25 protein-coding genes and 1 riboswitch are annotated in these 17,453 nt (G+C 70.2%); of the genes, 10 read left to right on the top strand and 15 right to left on the bottom strand.

Annotated elements, in window-relative coordinates; translation table 11 throughout:
• The first annotated feature begins 198 nt into the window (after positions 1–198).
• On the top strand, positions 199–1,155 hold the full coding sequence (locus CUT39_RS10865) for an NAD(P)-dependent alcohol dehydrogenase (RefSeq protein WP_198587058.1): 957 nt from the start codon (positions 199–201) through the stop codon (positions 1,153–1,155).
• Between the two features lie 80 nt (positions 1,156–1,235).
• Here the strand turns inward: CUT39_RS10865 and CUT39_RS10860 are convergent, their stop codons facing one another.
• Both CUT39_RS10860 and CUT39_RS10855 read right to left on the bottom strand, forming a co-directional pair.
• Positions 1,236–1,556 carry a hypothetical protein gene (locus CUT39_RS10860; protein ID WP_100446421.1) on the bottom strand — a complete coding sequence of 107 codons (321 nt, stop codon included), beginning with the start codon at positions 1,554–1,556 and terminating at the stop codon, positions 1,236–1,238.
• Positions 1,557–1,562: 6 nt separating this feature from the next.
• Complete coding sequence (locus tag CUT39_RS10855) at positions 1,563–1,967, bottom strand: YbaB/EbfC family nucleoid-associated protein (RefSeq protein WP_100446419.1); 405 nt, start codon at positions 1,965–1,967, stop codon at positions 1,563–1,565.
• Positions 1,968–2,166: 199 nt separating this feature from the next.
• Here CUT39_RS10855 and CUT39_RS10850 point away from each other — a divergent pair, with 199 nt between their 5' ends.
• Positions 2,167–2,646: a hypothetical protein gene (locus tag CUT39_RS10850; RefSeq protein ID WP_157930607.1), complete on the top strand. Its 480-nt coding sequence runs from the start codon at positions 2,167–2,169 to the stop codon at positions 2,644–2,646.
• Positions 2,647–2,781: 135 nt separating this feature from the next.
• On the opposite strand, the gene CUT39_RS10845 is transcribed toward CUT39_RS10850, so the two are convergent.
• Together CUT39_RS10845 and CUT39_RS10840 are read right to left on the bottom strand one after the other, a co-directional pair.
• A complete protein-coding gene (locus CUT39_RS10845) occupies positions 2,782–3,114 on the bottom strand; it encodes a YciI family protein (protein ID WP_100446415.1) in 333 nt (110 codons plus the stop codon).
• A 145-nt stretch (positions 3,115–3,259) separates the two neighbouring features.
• Positions 3,260–3,502 (bottom strand): hypothetical protein, encoded by a 243-nt coding sequence (locus CUT39_RS10840; RefSeq protein WP_198587057.1) that lies wholly within the window; start codon positions 3,500–3,502, stop codon positions 3,260–3,262.
• Between the two features lie 59 nt (positions 3,503–3,561).
• Here CUT39_RS10840 and CUT39_RS10835 point away from each other — a divergent pair, with 59 nt between their 5' ends.
• Complete coding sequence (locus CUT39_RS10835; RefSeq protein ID WP_157930606.1) at positions 3,562–4,029, top strand: MarR family winged helix-turn-helix transcriptional regulator; 468 nt, start codon at positions 3,562–3,564, stop codon at positions 4,027–4,029.
• Positions 4,030–4,046: 17 nt separating this feature from the next.
• Here CUT39_RS10835 and CUT39_RS10830 read toward each other — a convergent pair whose 3' ends face one another.
• Together CUT39_RS10830 and CUT39_RS10825 are read right to left on the bottom strand one after the other, a co-directional pair.
• Positions 4,047–5,039 (bottom strand): threonine ammonia-lyase, encoded by a 993-nt coding sequence (locus CUT39_RS10830; RefSeq protein WP_100447072.1) that lies wholly within the window; start codon positions 5,037–5,039, stop codon positions 4,047–4,049.
• A 322-nt stretch (positions 5,040–5,361) separates the two neighbouring features.
• Positions 5,362–5,613 (bottom strand): hypothetical protein, encoded by a 252-nt coding sequence (locus CUT39_RS10825; RefSeq protein WP_157930605.1) that lies wholly within the window; start codon positions 5,611–5,613, stop codon positions 5,362–5,364.
• 400 nt (positions 5,614–6,013) lie between these two features.
• Between CUT39_RS10825 and CUT39_RS10820 the strand changes: the two genes are divergently transcribed.
• Together CUT39_RS10820 and CUT39_RS10815 are read left to right on the top strand one after the other, a co-directional pair.
• Positions 6,014–6,826: a Scr1 family TA system antitoxin-like transcriptional regulator gene (locus tag CUT39_RS10820; protein ID WP_157930604.1), complete on the top strand. Its 813-nt coding sequence runs from the start codon at positions 6,014–6,016 to the stop codon at positions 6,824–6,826.
• Entirely contained in the window at positions 6,762–7,073 is a 312-nt protein-coding gene (locus CUT39_RS10815; protein ID WP_332870158.1) for a DUF397 domain-containing protein, read from the top strand. The genes CUT39_RS10820 and CUT39_RS10815 overlap by 65 nt, the downstream gene beginning before the upstream one ends.
• A 24-nt stretch (positions 7,074–7,097) precedes the next feature.
• Here the strand turns inward: CUT39_RS10815 and CUT39_RS10810 are convergent, their stop codons facing one another.
• A complete protein-coding gene (locus tag CUT39_RS10810) occupies positions 7,098–7,988 on the bottom strand; it encodes an aminoglycoside phosphotransferase family protein (protein WP_198587056.1) in 891 nt (296 codons plus the stop codon).
• A gap of 162 nt (positions 7,989–8,150) precedes the next feature.
• On the opposite strand from CUT39_RS10810, the gene CUT39_RS10805 reads away from it, so the two are divergent.
• Positions 8,151–8,909, top strand: a complete 759-nt coding sequence (locus CUT39_RS10805; protein WP_100446403.1) for a VOC family protein — start codon at positions 8,151–8,153, stop codon at positions 8,907–8,909.
• Between the two features lie 62 nt (positions 8,910–8,971).
• Here CUT39_RS10805 and CUT39_RS10800 read toward each other — a convergent pair whose 3' ends face one another.
• Positions 8,972–9,376 carry a YybH family protein gene (locus tag CUT39_RS10800; RefSeq protein WP_100446401.1) on the bottom strand — a complete coding sequence of 135 codons (405 nt, stop codon included), beginning with the start codon at positions 9,374–9,376 and terminating at the stop codon, positions 8,972–8,974.
• A 37-nt stretch (positions 9,377–9,413) separates the two neighbouring features.
• On the opposite strand from CUT39_RS10800, the gene CUT39_RS10795 reads away from it, so the two are divergent.
• On the top strand, positions 9,414–9,785 hold the full coding sequence (locus tag CUT39_RS10795) for a winged helix-turn-helix transcriptional regulator (RefSeq protein ID WP_100446399.1): 372 nt from the start codon (positions 9,414–9,416) through the stop codon (positions 9,783–9,785).
• Between the two features lie 16 nt (positions 9,786–9,801).
• Here CUT39_RS10795 and CUT39_RS10790 read toward each other — a convergent pair whose 3' ends face one another.
• Positions 9,802–10,734 carry an alpha/beta hydrolase family protein gene (locus CUT39_RS10790; RefSeq protein ID WP_100446397.1) on the bottom strand — a complete coding sequence of 311 codons (933 nt, stop codon included), beginning with the start codon at positions 10,732–10,734 and terminating at the stop codon, positions 9,802–9,804.
• 135 nt (positions 10,735–10,869) lie between these two features.
• On the opposite strand from CUT39_RS10790, the gene CUT39_RS10785 reads away from it, so the two are divergent.
• Positions 10,870–11,466: a TetR/AcrR family transcriptional regulator gene (locus CUT39_RS10785; RefSeq protein ID WP_100446395.1), complete on the top strand. Its 597-nt coding sequence runs from the start codon at positions 10,870–10,872 to the stop codon at positions 11,464–11,466.
• Positions 11,467–11,520: 54 nt separating this feature from the next.
• Here CUT39_RS10785 and CUT39_RS10780 read toward each other — a convergent pair whose 3' ends face one another.
• Together CUT39_RS10780 and CUT39_RS10775 are read right to left on the bottom strand one after the other, a co-directional pair.
• On the bottom strand, positions 11,521–12,138 hold the full coding sequence (locus tag CUT39_RS10780; RefSeq protein WP_100446393.1) for a dihydrofolate reductase family protein: 618 nt from the start codon (positions 12,136–12,138) through the stop codon (positions 11,521–11,523).
• A 164-nt stretch (positions 12,139–12,302) separates the two neighbouring features.
• Positions 12,303–12,983 carry a TetR/AcrR family transcriptional regulator C-terminal domain-containing protein gene (locus tag CUT39_RS10775; protein WP_232805705.1) on the bottom strand — a complete coding sequence of 227 codons (681 nt, stop codon included), beginning with the start codon at positions 12,981–12,983 and terminating at the stop codon, positions 12,303–12,305.
• Positions 12,984–13,084: 101 nt separating this feature from the next.
• On the opposite strand from CUT39_RS10775, the gene CUT39_RS10770 reads away from it, so the two are divergent.
• Together CUT39_RS10770 and CUT39_RS10765 are read left to right on the top strand one after the other, a co-directional pair.
• Complete coding sequence (locus CUT39_RS10770; protein WP_100446389.1) at positions 13,085–13,810, top strand: NAD(P)-dependent oxidoreductase; 726 nt, start codon at positions 13,085–13,087, stop codon at positions 13,808–13,810.
• A 138-nt stretch (positions 13,811–13,948) separates the two neighbouring features.
• Positions 13,949–14,392 (top strand): universal stress protein, encoded by a 444-nt coding sequence (locus tag CUT39_RS10765; protein WP_100446387.1) that lies wholly within the window; start codon positions 13,949–13,951, stop codon positions 14,390–14,392.
• Here the strand turns inward: CUT39_RS10765 and CUT39_RS10760 are convergent.
• The 4 genes from CUT39_RS10760 to CUT39_RS10745 all read right to left on the bottom strand — a co-directional run bounded on the left by CUT39_RS10760 (position 14,376) and on the right by CUT39_RS10745 (position 17,330).
• Positions 14,376–14,735 (bottom strand): DMT family transporter, encoded by a 360-nt coding sequence (locus CUT39_RS10760; protein WP_100446385.1) that lies wholly within the window; start codon positions 14,733–14,735, stop codon positions 14,376–14,378. The genes CUT39_RS10765 and CUT39_RS10760 overlap by 17 nt on opposite strands.
• Before the next feature lies 1 nt (position 14,736).
• Positions 14,737–15,051 carry a DMT family transporter gene (locus CUT39_RS10755; protein ID WP_100446383.1) on the bottom strand — a complete coding sequence of 105 codons (315 nt, stop codon included), beginning with the start codon at positions 15,049–15,051 and terminating at the stop codon, positions 14,737–14,739.
• A gap of 12 nt (positions 15,052–15,063) precedes the next feature.
• Positions 15,064–15,130, bottom strand: a riboswitch (guanidine-III (ykkC-III) riboswitch).
• 26 nt (positions 15,131–15,156) lie between these two features.
• On the bottom strand, positions 15,157–15,966 hold the full coding sequence (locus CUT39_RS10750) for a class I SAM-dependent methyltransferase (protein ID WP_100446381.1): 810 nt from the start codon (positions 15,964–15,966) through the stop codon (positions 15,157–15,159).
• 176 nt (positions 15,967–16,142) lie between these two features.
• Complete coding sequence (locus tag CUT39_RS10745) at positions 16,143–17,330, bottom strand: MFS transporter (RefSeq protein WP_198587055.1); 1,188 nt, start codon at positions 17,328–17,330, stop codon at positions 16,143–16,145.
• Positions 17,331–17,453 lie beyond the last annotated feature (123 nt).

The following is a 17,453-nucleotide window of genomic DNA, read 5'->3' as shown; positions in this document are numbered from 1 at the left end:
TTCATTCACGCTCGGTCGAAGAGCCGACGCAGTCGACCCAGGCAAAACACACCTCTCTTGCCAGTATCGGTTGTATTGAGTGATCACGGCTTTCAATAGTTGTCCCCCGATTCGGCCCACCCGTCCCGGCGAAAGCCGCGCGCTCGGATGTCGCCGTCTATGATGGGTTCCCCGCCGCTGCAAACCAGGAGTCCCCTCATGAGAGCCGTCATCCAGGACCGCTACGGACCACCCGACGTCATCGCCGTCGCTGATCTCCCGAAACCGGAACCGGCGGACGATGAGATCCTGGTCCAAGTCAAGGCCGCCTCGCTGAACGGATCGGACCGCGAGAACCTCGCAGGCAGGCCCTACTACGCGCGCGTGGCCGGACTGCGGCGCCCGCGCAATCCGGTGCCCGGATCCGATATCGCGGGGATCGTGGCGGCGGTGGGGAATTCGGTGACCGAGTACGCGGCGGGCGACGAGGTGTTCGGTGAACTGCCCGGATACCGTGGCGCGCTCGCCGAGTTCGTGGCGGCCTCGCCGCGCCTGCTGGCCCGCAAGCCGCCGGGTCTGTCCTTCTCGGATGCGGCGGCGATCCCGCAGGCGGGCTGCATCGCGCACCGCGCCACGCGGGGGCTCCGGTCCGGTGACCGATTGCTGGTCAACGGCGCGGGAGGATCGGGTGGCGCGTTCGTGATCGGGCTGGCCAAGCACCTCGGCGCGGCCGTGACCGCCGTGGACCGCGCCGACAAGCGGAACCACCTGCTGCGCCTGGGCGCCGACGAGACGATCGACTTCGCCGAGCAGGACTGGGCCGATCAGCGCGGCCGCTACGACCGCATCGTCGACCTCGTCGCGCACCGCTCGCCGTACCGCGTGCACAAGGCACTCCGCGCCGGCGGCACGTATCTGATGGTGGGCGGGTACACACGGGTACTGCTCGCGACCGTGCTCGCCGGATGGACGATCGGCCGATCCGACGGGAAGCGGGTCAGGGTGCTGGCGGTGCCGCAATCGCGCACCGACCTCGAGGCGGTCACCGCCCTGGTGACCGACGGGGCCGTGGCCCCCGCGGTGGACCGGATCGATCCCCTGGAGGAGGCCCCCGCGATCTTCGAACGGCTGGCCGCAGGCGACAACCTGGGAAAGGTCATCGTCGAAGTCTCTTGACCCGGACATGCCGGCGGAGGCAGACCGGCCTGCCAGGAGCCGCCTCAGCCGAGCCGACGGCACGCTTGCCAGTTCGGCGATCAGCGACTCATCCGGCATGTCGACCGGCCCAAATTCCCGAGTTCGTTCTTTTGCTCGGCGAACGAACGGCTGTTGTCGTCGGCCGTCTGCCGCACCGCCCGGGCGGCGCGGTCGAGATTGTCCTCGGCGAACGCGATGAGTTCGTCCTGGCGGGTGTGCCTGGCTTCGAGGACGGACGGCATCCAACTGCACAGCAGTCCGTACGCCTCGTCTTCCTGCTGGATGTGGCAACTGGCCGCCTTGAAACGCGCCTTCAGGGACTCCAGGTTGGAGGCGTGTCCGCGCAGTTCTTCGGGCTCGACGCCGACTCCGTCGCCCATGACGGCTCACCCCCGCCCGTTCTGGTCGGAGTCGTCATCGGGATCGAGCTGGTTGCGGACGCGCCCGGCGATCGCCCGGCCCGCGGCCGAGTCGGCGCCGAGCGTGGTCTCGATGATCTCCCGGGACCGGTCGGCCAGGCGGTGCTTGGCCTCTTGGACGGTCTCCATGATCGTTCTCGCCACGTCCTCGGGCCGGGCCCGGTTCATCCGCGAGCTCAACTGGAGATCCACGATGTTCCCGGAGTGGTCGAGGGTGACCTCGCAGATCCGGTTGGAGTCGGCGACGGTCAGACGCAGCTCCTCCAGTTGATCGCTCATCGCCTTGGTATCGGCCGCGAGCTGGTCGATCCGGTCCTTCCAGGCGGCGAGTCGATCTTGGGCGCCATCCGGATCGAGTATCCGGTCGTCCATCCGCACTCCTCACTCCATTTCGGCGTCGGCCCGCCGGCGGCCGCGCTCGATACGAGAGTATTCGGTTCCCGCAAACGATGCGGGACAGCAGACCTCGAACCGACGGCACGCTCCGGTCGAACCGGTGCTTCCGCGACTTGGTCGCACGTAGGATGGCGTCCTGGACAGATGAGAGATGTCGTTTCGAAGGTGGTCTACTTTGGCGACGCACCCGGTGCACAAGCCCGGACCGCGTAGGCGCGCAGGGGTCCTGGTGGCCGCGCTGGCGATGTCGATCCCGTTCGCAGGCTGCGGCCAGTCCGATTCCTCAAGCACCGATTACGGCCCGCTCGCGGTGATCGACGATTCCGATACCGCGCCCGAGGGCGGCCATGACGCCCTCGGCGGCACCGGGGAACTCGATATCACCGACCGATGCGTCCGGCTCAAGGCCGATGACGATCGGCGACTCGTCCTCGTTTGGCGCGCCAGCGAGGTCCGATGGGACGACGGCCGGATCGTCTTCACCGGCTCTGACGGCGAGGTCCGGCTCGCAGACGGCGATACGCTCACCGTCGGCGGGTCCTCGCTCGAGTACGAAGGCGAGGCCGAGACCCGCCCCGACCGCGACTGGGCACAGGAACCGGACGCCGACTGCGACGGCGAACTGTGGTCGGTCCATTCGCTCACGGTCGGCTGACGGCCCGAAGCCGGAGCGAGGGCGAGCGCGAGTCGCGGTTCACGAGTCCCGGTCACGCCGACGATGCGAAGTCGGGCGGTACCCCACGAGTGGGGTACCGCCCGACCGCCGTCCCGACCGTGCCCTCTCGGGCGCTCACGCCGCCGGGCGGAGCGGCCATACTTCGACCACGCCGTGAGCGACGGCGCATGGTGTTTCGGAGACGAGCCGCGTGGCTTCGTCGATGTCGTCCGCCTCGATGATCGCGAATCCGGCGACGGGCAGCTCCGATTGCATGAATGTGCCGCTCGTGGCCTGCATCTCCGCTGCGTTGTGGTTGCGCACCTGTACCGGTTCACCGGCGACGCCCATCAGTGCGCCGCTGGCTCGCAGACGCTCGTCGTGGGCGTGCGCCGCATCGCGTACGGACGAGTCGGTCCGGTCGTATCCTGCTTGATCTCCGTAGCCGATCGTCATGAACAAGGCCATAGTGGCTGCCTCCTCGTGCTGTGTCCTGACTCCGGGCGCTCGGTTGATAGTCCGAGCGGCCGGAACGAACCTGCGGCGTATCCCGCTGCCGACACCATCATGTCCCCTCTTGCAAGAGTCGCGCAGGTTCAACACCGATTCCCGGTCAATTCCGGTCTCGGTCGCGTCGGCGCCGCTTCCACGGCGCGACGGCCAGCGTCAGCCCGATCAGTGCGGTCACGATGCCGGTGATCAGCCAGCCCGGCGAGCCGCCGGTGACCGGTTCGCAGTCGGCGACGCACAGGATCGGCTCGATCCGCACCAGGTCGGCGCCCTGAAGTATCCACAGCAGGCCGAGGAGCGTCAGGACGATTCCCGCGGTCACTCGTGCGGCTTTGCGCCAGGTCATTTCGGTTCCCCTCGCTATCCTTGATATATTCAGGCTTCCTTAGAAGGCGAGGTTATAAGGTGACCGAAGTAAATGCAAACCAGCAGCCGATGCTGGCGCCACAGCTCATCGTTCAGGCCTTCGACCTGGTCATCGACGAGCTCCACCGGCATCTCGTGGCGGCAGGCTACGACGACCTGCGTCCCACCCACGTGCTGAACGTCTTCCGGTTCATGGACTGCGACGGCACACGCCCGACCGTGTTGGCCCGCCGGGCCAAGATGACGCCGCAGGCGATGAGTGAACTGATCGGCTACCTGGAGGAACGCGGCTACGTTCGCCGTGTCCCCGACCCCGACGACAGGCGGGCGCGCGTGGTCGTCTACGCCGATCGAGGCAGTCGAGCCGCCGAGGTCGGCGAAGCCTTCTTCGCCGACCTCGAATCCCGCTGGGGTGCGGTCACCGGACCGGACCGGGTCAAATCGATCACCACCGCCCTGACCGACATCGTCGCCGCCGATTCCGACCGGTCGTCCCCGAGCACGTGAGCCCTCCAGGCGCGCAACTAACGTCCGAGCCGCGCGGCCGGTTCCAGTACCCACCGCGCGAAGTCGTCGGGTCCTACGTTGCTTCCGCACAGGATCGTGGCAACGCGCCGCCCGGCGAACCGTTCGGGCTGCTCGAGGACGGCGGCGATCCCAAGCGCCGCGGACGGTTCGACGACGAGCCCCGCGTGCTCGTAGAGCGCGCGCATACCGGCCTTGATCGAGTCCTCCCCCACGAGCGCGACGTCATCGAGCACGACGAGCAGGTCGTCGAGCACCTCGGGGATCGGACAGCGCCCCGCGACGCCGTCGGCGATCGTCTCGATGCGGTCGGTCTCGACGACCGTTCCCCGCCGCCACGACTGCGCCATCGCGGGCGCACCGACCGGCTGGACGCCGATCACCTCCACGTGTTCGGCGAGCGCGCGGAGGACGTAGGCCACGCCGCTGGCCATAGCTCCACCGCCGAGGGCCACGAGCACCACGTCGAGCGCCGGGTCGTCCCGGACGAGTTCGAGGCCGATCGTGGCGGCGCCTTCGCAGGTCGCCAGGTCCAAGCTGTCCTCGACCAGGTAGGCGCCGTCGGCCTCCGCGATCTGTCCCGCCAGCAGCCGGGCGTCCTCGATGTCCTCGCCTTCGAGCCGCACGTCGGCGCCGAGGGCGGCGATCCGATCGAGCTTGAGCGGATTGGCGGTCGTCGCCGCCACGACGGTGACGCCGAGGCCCCGACGCGATCCGCTGTAAGCCAGCGCCTGCCCGAGATTTCCCGCGCTCGCGCACACCATTCGCGACACGCCCTGCTCACCGGCCAGGGCCGCGACCGTCTCCGCGCCGCGCCCTTTGAAGCTCCGCACCGGGTTGAGCGTCTCGACCTTCAGCGTCATCGAGCACCCGAGGGCCCGGCCGAGCGGCGCGCATGGCAGTGCGGGCGTGTCGAGAAACGACCGATCGATCTGGCCGACCGCGGCGTGGATCCGATCGAGGCGGAGCCGGACACGGTCTAGGGCATTCATGGTGATGAAGTATCGCATGCGCGGGGCCGGTCGGCACCTGCCGACCGGCCCCTCTTCCCTCGGCCCAGGGACTCTGTGCGGGGACCTTCCGAGGGAAGATGGTCGGGCGCGGCGGCCTTACGGGAGGCCTGGGGACAGTTACAAAGTGGCCGGCCGCCGCGCCCGAGTCTGTGTCACCCCCGTTCATTCTGGTAGCGATAGGTGCCGCATGGGAAGCGAATCGGCGCTCTGTAGTGGCGCGTGCAGGTGAGGCACCACGGCGGAGCCCCGCCGTCCGAGACGTGCCGCCCCGGGATCGCCTGCCACGGTTCGGGCCGGCGTCTCATCGCTGCTCCTGCCAGTTCCGGTACAGCCCCACCACGGTCCGACGCATCGACTCGCGCAGTTCGGGAGTCGGGAAGCGCCAGCCGTGATCCTCCATGAGGTGGAGGTTGGGCGTGCCGGTGTTGGCACCGGTCACGACGCCGAGGTACTGGGCGATCTCGCCCGGTGCGACACGCAGGCAGACCAGCGAGCCCCAGTCCGGATCGAACAGGACGCGCACGCGGGTCTCGCCCACGATCGTCACCCCCAACTCGATTTCCTCGGGCGGGCGGCCGGGGCCGCTATTCGGTTGCGTGACCGGATACCGCATTGCTTCTCCATTTCGGATCTGACGCTGCCTGTGGAGTGGCGCCTCGGGAGCCGCGATTGGATCGGGAGGACGCAGACTCCCGAGGCATTTCCCCACCGACGCGAGCCGCCCGGCGCGGCCCGCGATGCATCAAACGATAGGGGATGTTTTTGCAGCTCGCACGGGGTGTCAAGCCGTAAATTGGGCTACAAAGGAGGCTGGTCAACAACAGCGTTGACACAATATTCGGCCACAAATATTGTGTCGCGAACCGAGAGGACGGATTGCGCGGTTTGCATGAGCCCCAAGGCGGGAGGATTCGCTATCATCAGACGGTCCAGCCGTTGCAATGGGAGGCTCGATGAAGTACCCCGAACTGTCCGAGTGGCATGTCCGCGCCGAACTGATCGCGATCCGGGACGAGGCAAACGTATCCCAGAAGTGGATCGGCGAGGCGATCAAGAAGCACCAGAACACGGTCGGAGGCTGGGAGCGCGGCGACCGCCTGCCCGATCCGGGGAACGTGGCCCTGATCTGCCTCAAGCTCGGGGTTGACAAGGAGCGCGCGGCGTTCCTGCTCCACGTCATCGAGCAGCTTCACGAGGGGCCGGGAGTGATCTCGGACCTCGAGAAACGGAACCTGTTCATCGTCGAGGGTTCGGAGCGGAGGTATGGCCGAATCCTCACCTGGGATCCGCTCCTGCTTCACGGACTACTCCAGAAGGAGCCCTACCACATGAAACTCCTGGCGGAGCCTCTCGAAGGCGGTCCGGCCCAGAAGATCAAGAGCTGGAAACGCAAGGAGCGGCGGATCGAGCACTTCTTCAGCCGCACGGATCATCCGGAAGCGAGATTCCTCATCCCTGCACAGGCGATCGCCGAGCTTTCACGACTCACGGAACCAGAGAAGGAGCATCAGGTTCAGCGCCTCCTCGAGGTAGATGCCATGCCCAAATGCGAAGTTCGCGTGGTGGATGCACCTCACGAAGCACTCCATGCGTTCAACATCTTCCACCCAGATGGCCGCTCCGATGCAGGACCGCCCTTCGTCTACGTGGAAGCGATAGACCAGAGCCGCCACATCGTCGAGGACAAGAAACTCGCCTTGTATGATCGGATTGCGGGCGCTCTTTGGGAGAACGCGATACCGATCGGAAGGTTTCTTCATGGCTGAGTTCACCGGCTGGCGGAAGAGCTCACGGAGCTCTAACGGCTCTAGCGCCGACTGCGTTGAGTGCCGCCAATCCTGGAGAAGGAGCTCACGGAGCAACAGCTCCTCGAACGCTGACTGCGTTGAGGCCCGCCACCTGACCTCCGGGTTCCAGGTTCGCGACTCCAAGCTCGGCCATGACTCGCCCGTCTTCGATCTCCCCGCAGGCGACTTCGCCGCGCTCCTCGGAACCGCCAGGCACTCCGGCTGACCGCTCTCCTTCCTCGAGGAGCGTTTACGGCGACGAGGCGGACGATCCGAGCAGTCGGTTGAGCGCCGCCTCGCCGGTGCGCCTCCAGGTCGGCTTGCCTCCGGGCAGGCCGAGCTGACCGGCCCGGCCGATCTCCAGCATCTGCAAGCAGCCCAGCAGCGCCCACCCGCGCGCCCGCCGGATGGTCACCTCATCGGCTTCGGCGTACGCCTCGAAGAACCGCGCCGCCGCGCCCTCCGGAAGCAGCAGCCACGCCGCGGCGAGGTCGGCGGCCGGATCACCTGCGCGCATCTCGCCGAAGTCGATCACGCCCGCCAGCGTGCCGTCGGCGACCACGGCGTTCGCCGGGTGCAGATCGCCGTGGACCCACACCGCCGGCCGGTCCCACTCGGCGGCCGCTACCGCGTCGTCCCAGACCTCCCGCATCCGATCGGCCGCCCCTTCGGGAGCCAGCGTCTCCGACTGCCGCTCGATCTCGTCGGCGTACCTCTTGAGCGGACCGCCGCGTCGGGAATTGACCGGGGCGTCTCCCGGCGCTTCCACGTGCAGCGCGGTCAAGAAGCGCGCCAGAGCCTCGGCCGCGTCCGGGCCGCGGTCGATCGGGACCCGGTCGGCCGGTTCACCGGCGACCCAGGTGGTCACGATCCAAGGCTTCGGGAACCGCTCCGAGGGCTCGCCGCTTCGGACGGGGACCGGCACCGCCAGCGGCAGCCGCGGCGCCAGGACCGGCAGCCACCGGTGCTCGTTCTCCAGCAGCGACGGCGCGCGCGAGGTCCGCGGCAGGCGGACCGCCAGGTCGTCGCCGAGTCGCCACATCCGGTTGTCCCAGCCGCCGTCGACGCGGCGCAGTTCCCGGTCGGCCAGGTCCGGGCACTGCTCGCTCAGCAGCGACCGGACGAGCGTCTCGTCGGTCACCGATTCCCCCAACCGATGCCCTCCCCACAGCGTCGGCGGCCTTCGTCGACCGAAGGCGGGTCGCGGTCGGACCCTTCGCGGCCCAGCCTACCGATCCCAGCTCGCGCGGCTCGGTCGAGCGGTCCCGTGCGATCTGTGCGATAACCCTTAGACTTCGGTCGTATGGCGATTCGATGGATGACGGCGTTCTGGGACCTACCGGCCCCGACCTTCCGGGCCTCGACGGAGTTCTGGCTGAACACCACCCGCTCGACCCTGTCGCCCTACCGCGGTCCGGACGGGGAGTTCGCGACGCTGTTTCCTCCGAACGGCGACCCGTACCTCCGCGTCCAGCGCGTCGAGTCCGGTGACGGCGGCAACCACCTCGACCTCCACGTCGACAGCGTCGCCGCCGAAGCCGACCGTGCGGCCTCCCTCGGTGCCACCCGCATCGCCGCGGAGGAGGAGCTGGCGGTCATGCGCTCGCCCGGCGGGTTCCCCTTCTGCGTGGTCGACTTCCACGGGGAGTCGCGGCGGACCGGCCCGGTCTTCTCCCCCGCCGGGCAGCACAGCCTGGTCGACCAGCTCTGCATCGACATCCCGCCGCACCTGTACGACCGCGAGGTCGAGTTCTGGTCGGCCCTGACCGACCGCAAGCGCGTCCCCAGCATCCGCGCGGAGTTCGAACGCCTGGAACGGTCGCCGGGCGAGGCGCTGGAGCTGCTGCTCCAGCGCCTCGAGTCGGCCGGGTCCCACGAGGCGACCCGAGCGCACGTCGACCTGGCCTGCACCGACGTCGACGCCGAGGCCGAACGGCACGCCGGGCTCGGCGCGGTCGTGGGTGAGCGCTTCGGACACTGGCGGGTCATGAACGACCCCTCGGGCCTGCCCTACTGCATCACCACCCGGGATCCGGACACCGGTCGCATGCCGGTGCTGTAGCGCTCGCGGCCGGTTCGGCCGCGCTCGTCCGACGGACGGGCTTCCGACTCGGGCCGGGTTTCCTAACGACCGGTGGTCGCCGAGGTGCCCCAAGGGTTGTCGATGGCGTATCGCCAGTGGCCGTCGGTCCCTTTGCGGGCGACGTCGGTGGCGGTGCCGCGGACTTCGACCCGCCGCCCGTCGGCGCCGCGGCCGGCGATCTCCCAGTCCACGATCAGCAGGGCGAGGTCCCCGTTGACCGAGACCGTGCGCGGTTCGACCGTTATCGGCAGCCCGAGGGCCAGCAGCGCGGAGTTGGCCTCGCGCCGCGCCGCGCCGGTGAGCGCCCGGCCGTGCTCGGTGATGAGGACGCCGTCCGGTTCGTAGACGCGCTCGACCTGGTCGGGGTCTCCGGAGTTGAACGCCTCGGCGAAGACCCGCGGGTGTTGCGCCGCATCGTCGGTGAGTGTCACTGTTGTTCTGCTCATGGCGGCGAGTGAAGCAGGGGGACGTGTGACTCACCAAATGGTGCGTGACTGGGACCGCACGCTGGTGCCCACGGATGCGGGCCGCACGGACGCGCCGGATCCGGCGTGCCCGGTGGAGGCGGCCCTGCGGGTGGTCGGCGGGCGCTGGACCACGCTGGTCATCCGCGAGCTCCTGCACGGGCCCTTGAGCTATCGGGATTTGGGGCGGCTGCTGCCGTCCTTGAGCGACAAGGTGTTGAGCGAGCGGCTGGCCCGGTTGACCGATCTCGGCGTGGCCGAGCGGATGGAGGCCGTCGGCTTCCCGACCCGCGTCACCTACCGGCTCACCGCCCGCGGCGAGGCGCTGCGCCCGTTGATGACCGAGCTGTACCGGACCGGAACCGAGCTGCTGGCCCCGGAGGCGAACTGAGCGCGCGGCTGCGCGGTCACTTCGATTCGATGCGCCCCAGCGCGTCGGGGCCGGTCGCCAGCGCCTCGCGGGCCTCCTGCCAGGCGGTGTCGCCGGGGTAGAGCTCGGTGCGGAGGTAGGCCCGGGAGAGCCGGGCGACCGCGGCCGCCCGCTCCGGGTTCTCGTCGGTGGTCTCAGCCACGTCGTATCCCGAGACGCCGCCGAGTCCGTGCTCGGCGCCGTACAGGGTGACCAGGGTTTTCGGGCCGGGGGCGAGGTGGTACGGGTCGGCGTGCCAGTCCGGTCCCCCGATGGTGAGTCGGGGATTGTCGTCCCGGTCGCCGGCCACCACGAGCGTCGGCGCGGTCATGGTGGAGAAGTCGACGGTCGCCAGGCGGGGGTGGAGCCGGGCCGCGCCGTCGCTGAGGGCCTCGCCCCTGCCGATGGAGGCCAGTAGGACGCCTGCGGTGATCCGGGGTTCGGTGAGGTTCACCTCGGTGCCGTCGGGTTCGGTGAGGCGGGCGCCCAGCAGCAGGTTCACGGTGACTCCGCCCGCGGAGTGCCCGACGGCGGCGGCCTTGCCGCGGTCGATGCGGCCGGCCAACTGCGGGACGGCGGCCTCGATCTGGTCGAGCCGGTCGAGGATGCGGGTCATGTCCTGTGCGCGGGATCGCCAGTACACCGCGTCGGGGTCGTCGAGTTCGAGGTCGAGCGACTTGGAGTCGAGGTGGGTGGGCTGGATGACAACGAATCCGTTCGCCGCGAAGTGGTCGGCGAGCGGGGCGTAGCCGTTCAGGGAGGACAGGTGGTTCGAGGGGCCGCCGCCGTGCGAGAGCAGGATGATCGGCAGGTCGCCGCCGGTCACCGGTGCGGAGACCCGTACCTGGAGGTCGACGGGCCGGTCGGGTGCGGTCAGCGTCAGCGGGGCGACCGATTGGACGGGGGCGGGGGCGAGCGATGCTGTGCTCATGGTGGGTCTTCCGTTTCCGTTGGGTGAGGCGGACGGGAGTGTCCGGCTCGGCTACGCTTTGAAGCGGAGCGTTGTTCCACAACGATACGGAACGAAGTTCCGTTTCAGCAAGCGCCGCCCGAGAAGGAGACCGTGATGTCGGCCACGAGCCAGTCCGAGGGGGAGCCGGTCCGCGGCAAGCGGGCCGACGCGCTGCGCAACCAGCGGCGACTACTCGAGGCGGCCGCCGCGGTGTTCGTCGAATCCGGCGTCGACGCGCCCGTACGCCAGATCGCGTCCCGGGCCGGCGTCGGCATGGGCACGATCTACCGCCACTTCCCGACCCGGGCGGACCTGGTCGTCGCCGTCTACCGCCACCAGGTCGAGGCCTGCGCCGAAGCCGGCCCGGCCCTGCTGGCCGAGGCCCACTCCCCGTCCGCCGCGCTCACTCGGTGGGTCGACCTCTTCGTCGACTTCCTGGTCACCAAGCACGGGCTCGCGAAGGCACTGCAGTCCGGCAGCGGCAGCTTCGAGACGCTGCACACCTACTTCATCGACCGCCTTTTGCCCGTCTGCGAAGAGCTGCTCGTCGCCGCGGCCGAGGCCGGGGAGATCGAGCCCGGCGTGCGGGCCTACGAACTGATGCGCGGCATCGGCAACCTCTGCATCGGCCGCGGCGACGATCCAGGCTACGACCCCCGCCGGCTGGTCGAACTGCTCCTGAGGGGACTGCGGTCGCCGCAGTCCCCCTGAGCCACCGACACCGGGGCCGAAAATCCGACTATCGGCCCTCGCACGCCCCGGCCGTCAGGGCGTGTCGCTGAGGTCGCCCACGGTCGGCTCGCCGGCCCGCTCGTATTCGAGCTGGAGCGACCCGTTCTGGAAGACCCGCGACTTGATCAGCCGCAGCGCCGACGGCGCCGCTCCGCCCTCGAACACGCGCTTGCCCGCGCCGAGCACCAGCGGGTAGACCCAGAGGTTCAGCCGGTCGGCCAGCCCCTCCGCGAGCAGCGACCGGACCAGGTCGAGGCTGCCGATCACGTGGACCCGGCCGTAGCGCTCCTTCAGCCCGGCCACGCCCTCGGCCAGGTCGCCTTCGAGCACACTCGCGCCCTCCCAGTCGAGGGGGTCCTCCAGCGTGCGTGTGGCGACGTACTTCGGGACGGTGTTGAGCAGGCGGGTGAAGTCCATCTCCGCCGGGGCCGAGGGCCAGTAGCCCGCGAAGATGTCGTAGGTGCGCCGGCCCAGCAGCAGCGCCTCCATGTTCTTGGCCTGGTCGAAGATGAGCCCGTCGGCTTCGGCGTCGAGCAGCGGCGCCTGCCATCCGCCGTACTCGAAGCCGCCTTCGGAGTCCTCGTCGGGCGCGCCCGGTGCCTGCGCGACGCCGTCGAGGGTCATGAACTCGGTGACGATCAGTTCGCCCATGACGTGATCCTTCCCGCTTGAATTCCTTTCCCTCCCCTAAAGACGACGCGGCGGGTCCGGAATCATCGGGACCGACGGCGGCCCCGGGGACGAGCGGGTTGCGAGAATGCGCCCGGTGACGAACGACCGGTCGCTCCGCTCCTGAGAGGGCCGCCCCGGATCGGTCAGCGCCAGGACTCGCGCCGCCGCTGGAGTCCGTCGAGGATCAGGTCGAGTCCGACGCCGAACTCCTCAGCGTAGTCATAGCCGGGCCTCATAACATGGTCGGCGACCATCTCGGCCAGGTGCGGGAACTCGTCGCCGGGCAGCCCCCGCATGATCGAGTCGGCCGTGTCCTCGAGCTCGGCCGGTGTCTCGAACGGCAGGCTGAGCTCTTGCAGCGTGAAGCCGTAGATGTAGCCGTCGAGCACCGAGACCGCGTGCGCCGCACCGGCGATCGAGAAACCGCCCGAGCGCAGGCAGCCGATCACCGCGTTGTGGTGGCGCAGGGTCGCCCGTCCCGGTTCGGTCCGCGAGTCCATCAGCCCGATCGCCCACGGGTGCCGGATCAGCGCCTCGCGCATCGAGACCGCCCGCCGCCGCATCGCCTCCCGCCACTCGGCGTCCTCGGGCGGCGGCTCGATCTCACCGAAGACGCGATCGACCATGCCGTCGAGCAGCGCCGGCCGGTTGCGGAAGTGGTGGTAGAGCGCCATGGCCTTGACGCCGAGCCGCTCGGCGAGATTGCGCATGCTGGGCACTCCGGCGCCGGATCGGTCGGCCATCGCGACCGCCGTGTGCAGCACCGCCTCCTTGGTGAGCGGGCCGGAGCGGGGCGGACGCGGGGCGCCGGGATCGGTGGTCACGTGGTCCTCCTGGTCGATCGCTCGGGACAGGTGTACCGTACACCGTAAAGGGCTACCGTACAGTGTAAAGGTAGCCATGATGACGAGCGGAGGAGCATGTCATGGAACCGATCGAGAGCCGCCCGCCGGGCGAAGGCAAGCGGGTGTGCATAGTCGGCGCGTCCGGGAAGCTCGGGCGCTACATGGTGCGCCACGCCCTCGACCGCGGCTACGAAGTCGTCGGCGTCTGCCGGGAGCAGAGCGTGCCCAAGCTCGCCGACTTCGCCGAACGGATCACGGTCGTCCCCGGACCGACCGACGACCGCGCCGTGATCGAGCGCGCCGTCGACGGCTGCGACGCGGTGTTCACGGTGCTGGTGCCGTGGGGCATGCACCACTACGCCTCCGGCACCGCCCAGGCCGTGCTCGACCACGCGCCCGAAGGCGCACGGCTGATCTTCTCCTGCGGCTGGCACATCACCCGCGACGGCAAGGACGTGTACGGCTGGAAGTTCAAGCTCGCCGTGGCCGTGGTGGGCCGGCTCGCGAAGCTCGTCCGCGCCGTGGACCTGGACGACCAGGTGGAGGCCTGCCGCAGGGTCTTCGACAGCGGCACCCGCTGGACCGTCGTGCGCGGCAGCACCCTCGAGGAGGGCCCCGGCCAGGGCCTGCCGGTCTGGAGCCGCCACGTCGGCGACCCGATCCTGGCCAGCGACCGCACCCGGCGCATCGACTTCGCCCGCTTCATGGTCGAGGCCGCCGAGAACGACGACCTGGTGCGGGAGGCCCCGGCGATCGTCGGCCGCCTGACCCGGTCGGCCCTCGCCCACGCCGAGACACGGACTTAACCCGCCGACCGCCGGTCCGGTGGTGGACCCGTCGAGGGGCATCGACACGAAATCGGACTTCCGGGCCCTTCGCCCCCGGCGCGCCCCGATCATAGGAGGAGACTGGAGTAAAGCGACCAGCCGAAAGGAAGGCCGGACATGGCATCCGAGGAGAACGACCAAGGACGGATAGTCGTCGGAGTCGACGGGTCACCGTCATCGCAGCGCGCACTCGATTGGGCGCTGGGGCAGGCCAAGACGACCGGCGCCAAGGTCGAAGCGGTCCAGGCCTGGCAGATCCCGGCCGCCTACGGGGCGGCCGTGATCATGCTCCCCGGCGAGGAGTTCGAGAACGCGGCCAGGGAATCGCTGAACAACGCGATCGAGCAGGCGCTCAGCGCGCATCCGGGCGTCGAGGTCGAGCGCTACGCGCTCGAGGCGCACCCGGCCAAAGCGCTCCTGGACCGCGCCGAGGACGCCGACCTGCTGGTGCTGGGCAGCCGGGGGCACGGCGGCTTCGTGGGCGCGCTGATCGGCTCGGTCAGCCAGCACTGCATCAACCACGCCAAGTGCCCCGTGGTCGTCGTCAGGGCCGACACCTGAGCGCGCATCGGCGATGCCGCTCGCCGCCCGCCGGCACCAGCTTGAGTCCGACGACGGCGACCACGATCCCGGTGAGGAAGACGAGCTTCGGCGCCGAGACGCCCTCGTCGCCGGTGGCCATCGCGTACGCGACCGTCAACGCGGCGCCGACGCCCACCCAGACCGCGTAGGCGGTACCGATGGGAATCGCCGCGGCCGCACGGCCCAGACCGATCAGGCTCGCCGCCAGCGCGACGGCGAACACGACCGTGGGCCCGAGGTCGGTGAGGCCGTCGGACCGGCCCAGCGCGGTGGCCCACACCGCCTCGAGCACGGCGCTGACGAGCAGCAGGACCCACGGCATGTCAGCTCACCGCCTTCAAGCCGACGATCGAGCCGACGAGCACCGCCAGCAGCGCCATCCTGGACCAGGTGGCCCGCTCCTGCCGGGTCCAGACGGCCCACAGCACGGTCAGCGTGGCGCCGACCCCCACCCACACCGCGTAGGCGGTGCCGGTCGGCAGCGAGGTCATCGCCCATGCCAACCCGGTCATGCTGAGGGCGAGAGCGGCGAAGAACAGGGCGGTCGGCCGCCGGCGCCTGAAGCCCTGCGATGCGGACAGCGCCGCCGCCCACACCGCCTCCAGGATGCCCGAGCCGATCAGGATCAGCCACGCCACGACGCAACTCCCTTCGAGGCCGTCTTGTCGTGGTGCGGGTACGGCTCCCTCGTCCGCGGGCCCGATGGCCGGGCCCTCGGGGGCGATGTTACTTCGGCGCGGGGCTCAGCCGGCCCTGGCGACCGTCAGCAGGTGCGCACTGGCGCCCAAAAGGCTCGGTTCGGCCTCGAGGCCGCGCATCGCCTCCATGTAGTGCACGGCCGCTTCCTCGTGGTCGAGCACGTCGTGGAGGTCGGGGATCACTCCCGCCGGACCCTGCACCGCGAACTGGTCGGGTCCGCCCAGGCCCGCTTCGGTGAATTCGTCGGCGATCTCGCCGGGGTGGTGCAGGTAGGCGGTGGTGAACAGGCCCAGATCGAAATAGCCGATGTCGCCTTCCCGCAGCGCCCGCAGGCTCTCCTCATAGGAGATGGTGGCGGCCCCTCCCCCGACCCGGCGGCACAGGAAGTCGAGCCAGCCCGCGGCCCGGTTGATGGTCACCGCCGCGACCACGGCTCCGGGCCTGGCCGCACGGGAGGCCTCGCGCAGCGCCCGGACGCGCTCGGACCGGTCGGTCAGGTGGTAGATCGGCCCCATCAGCAGGACCGCGTCGAAGGCGTCGTCTCCGCAGGGCAACTCCCGGGCGTCGCCCACCAGCGCCTCCACCCCCGGGAGTTCGGCGGCCGCCGCCACCTGGCTCTCGACCGGATCGACCAGCGTCACCCGGTGGCCGTCGGCGGCCAGCCATTCGGCGTGGACTCCGGTGGCGCCCCCGACGTCCAGCACGTCGAGGCGATCGCCCGGGAGCAGGCGGCGGATCAGGTCCCGCATGCGCGCGAACTCGAGTCGGCCCTGCCCGTCGGCGGTCAGGCGGACGGCTTCGCCGCCGCGCTCGTAGTAGGCCCTGATCGCTCGCTCGAGTTCCCATTCGGACATGGCTCCGATCTTCGCGCGGCGCGGCGGCGGCCGCCACTCATTTAATTGGGATGTCAAGGGCGGCGGCCGGTCGCAGTCCGGTCGGCGGAGCTCCCGCAAGCCCGCCGGGCCGGTAGGCCAACCGCCGCTCGGACCATCCCACCGCACGGGTACGACATCCACTCGAGCGGGGCCGGTCAGGTCCTGGCGAATCGCACTCCGATCGCCACCGGCACCAGCAGGAGCGCGCCGATCCACAGCACCGCGCTCGGGGCGGCCGCGTCGACCACCACGCCCCCGGTGAAGGACCCGACCGCGATCGACAGATTGAACATCATGGTGTTGAGGCTGGTGGCGACCTCGGTCTGCCCCGGGGCCGCGTTCATGTACCAGGTCTGGACCGCGGGCGACACCAGGCCGTAGCCGGCGCCCCAGAGGACCAGCACGGCCGCGGCCGAGAACAGGTCGCCCACGGCGACCGCCATGAGCACCATCGCCAGTGACATCGCCACGGACAGGCCGATCAGGGTGCCGCGCAGGCGGCGGCCGATGAGCGCGCCCGCGGCGAAGGTGGCGATCAGCGCTGCCACGCCGAACACCAGCAGCAGGGCGCCGACGCGGCCGGTCCCGGCACCGCCCGCGGCCAGGATCGGACTGATGTAGGTGTAGGCGACGAAGTGGCCCGCGACTATCAGGAAGGTCAGGGCCAGGCCCCGGCGCACGCCCGCGGAATCGCGCAGCAGGCGCGGCAGCGCGGCGAACCGCACCGTCCCGGTCGAGGGCAGGCGCGGCACCCAGGCGGCGATCGCTGCCAGGGCGACCAGTGCCAGAGCGCCGAGCGCGGCCAGGGAGGCGCGCCAGCCGAGCAGGTCGCCCAGGAAGGTCCCGGCCGGGACGCCGAGGACGGTCGCGGCGCCGATGCCGCCGTAGATCGCGGCGGTGGCGCGCGGCACGTACGCGGGGGGCACCAGTCGCACGGCGATGCCTCCGGCGACCGACCAGAACGCGCCGATGGCGGCGCCGACCAGGACGCGTGCGGCGAGCATGACCGCGATGCCGTCGGCGAGGGCGGCGGCGAGGTTCGCGACCGCCACCAGGACGGCCAGGCCCAGCAGCACCAGGCGGCGGTCGGCGCGGCCGGTGAGGACGGTGCTCAGCGGTGCCGCGACGGCCGCTACCAGGCCGGGCACGGTGAGCATGAGGCCGGCGGTGCCGTCGCTGACGCCGAGGTCGCCGGCGATGGGGGTGAGGAGCCCCACCGGCAGGATCTCGGCGGTCATCACGACGAACACGCCGAGGGCGACGGCGGCCACGGCCAGCCATTGCCCGAGGGTGGGGCGTTCGAGGGCGGCGCCGGAGTGGGGGCGCGCTCGCAGTGTGGTCACGACGCTTCGGCCTTTCGCAGATCGGTTCTCGGCACGACCCGTGCGGGTCTTCATATGCCGGAACCGGTCCGCCACTCGGTCCTGCGTCGGCCACGCGGGCGCGGTCTGCACAGGGGCCGAACG

The sequence above is a fragment of the Glycomyces xiaoerkulensis genome, assembly GCF_002798405.1.
In the GTDB taxonomy this organism is placed as follows: Bacteria; Actinomycetota; Actinomycetes; order Mycobacteriales; family Micromonosporaceae; genus Glycomyces; species Glycomyces xiaoerkulensis.
Note: the sequence above shows the minus strand (reverse complement) of the source record. Positions and strands in the feature narration are given on the sequence as shown.

Excerpts from the sequence above, each read along its gene's own strand:
- CUT39_RS10865 (WP_198587058.1), top strand. The coding sequence starts at position 199 with ATGAGAGCCGTCATCCAGGACCGCTACGGACCACCCGACGTCATCGCC.
- CUT39_RS10860 (WP_100446421.1), bottom strand. The coding sequence starts at position 1,556 with ATGGGCGACGGAGTCGGCGTCGAGCCCGAAGAACTGCGCGGACACGCC.
- CUT39_RS10855 (WP_100446419.1), bottom strand. The coding sequence starts at position 1,967 with ATGGACGACCGGATACTCGATCCGGATGGCGCCCAAGATCGACTCGCC.
- CUT39_RS10845 (WP_100446415.1), bottom strand. The coding sequence starts at position 3,114 with ATGGCCTTGTTCATGACGATCGGCTACGGAGATCAAGCAGGATACGAC.
- CUT39_RS10840 (WP_198587057.1), bottom strand. The coding sequence starts at position 3,502 with ATGACCTGGCGCAAAGCCGCACGAGTGACCGCGGGAATCGTCCTGACG.
- CUT39_RS10830 (WP_100447072.1), bottom strand. The coding sequence starts at position 5,039 with ATGAATGCCCTAGACCGTGTCCGGCTCCGCCTCGATCGGATCCACGCC.
- CUT39_RS10820 (WP_157930604.1), top strand. The coding sequence starts at position 6,014 with ATGAAGTACCCCGAACTGTCCGAGTGGCATGTCCGCGCCGAACTGATC.
- CUT39_RS10815 (WP_332870158.1), top strand. The coding sequence starts at position 6,762 with ATGATCGGATTGCGGGCGCTCTTTGGGAGAACGCGATACCGATCGGAA.
- CUT39_RS10805 (WP_100446403.1), top strand. The coding sequence starts at position 8,151 with ATGGCGATTCGATGGATGACGGCGTTCTGGGACCTACCGGCCCCGACC.
- CUT39_RS10800 (WP_100446401.1), bottom strand. The coding sequence starts at position 9,376 with ATGAGCAGAACAACAGTGACACTCACCGACGATGCGGCGCAACACCCG.
- CUT39_RS10795 (WP_100446399.1), top strand. The coding sequence starts at position 9,414 with ATGGTGCGTGACTGGGACCGCACGCTGGTGCCCACGGATGCGGGCCGC.
- CUT39_RS10790 (WP_100446397.1), bottom strand. The coding sequence starts at position 10,734 with ATGAGCACAGCATCGCTCGCCCCCGCCCCCGTCCAATCGGTCGCCCCG.
- CUT39_RS10785 (WP_100446395.1), top strand. The coding sequence starts at position 10,870 with ATGTCGGCCACGAGCCAGTCCGAGGGGGAGCCGGTCCGCGGCAAGCGG.
- CUT39_RS10780 (WP_100446393.1), bottom strand. The coding sequence starts at position 12,138 with ATGGGCGAACTGATCGTCACCGAGTTCATGACCCTCGACGGCGTCGCG.
- CUT39_RS10770 (WP_100446389.1), top strand. The coding sequence starts at position 13,085 with ATGGAACCGATCGAGAGCCGCCCGCCGGGCGAAGGCAAGCGGGTGTGC.
- CUT39_RS10765 (WP_100446387.1), top strand. The coding sequence starts at position 13,949 with ATGGCATCCGAGGAGAACGACCAAGGACGGATAGTCGTCGGAGTCGAC.
- CUT39_RS10760 (WP_100446385.1), bottom strand. The coding sequence starts at position 14,735 with ATGCCGTGGGTCCTGCTGCTCGTCAGCGCCGTGCTCGAGGCGGTGTGG.
- CUT39_RS10750 (WP_100446381.1), bottom strand. The coding sequence starts at position 15,966 with ATGTCCGAATGGGAACTCGAGCGAGCGATCAGGGCCTACTACGAGCGC.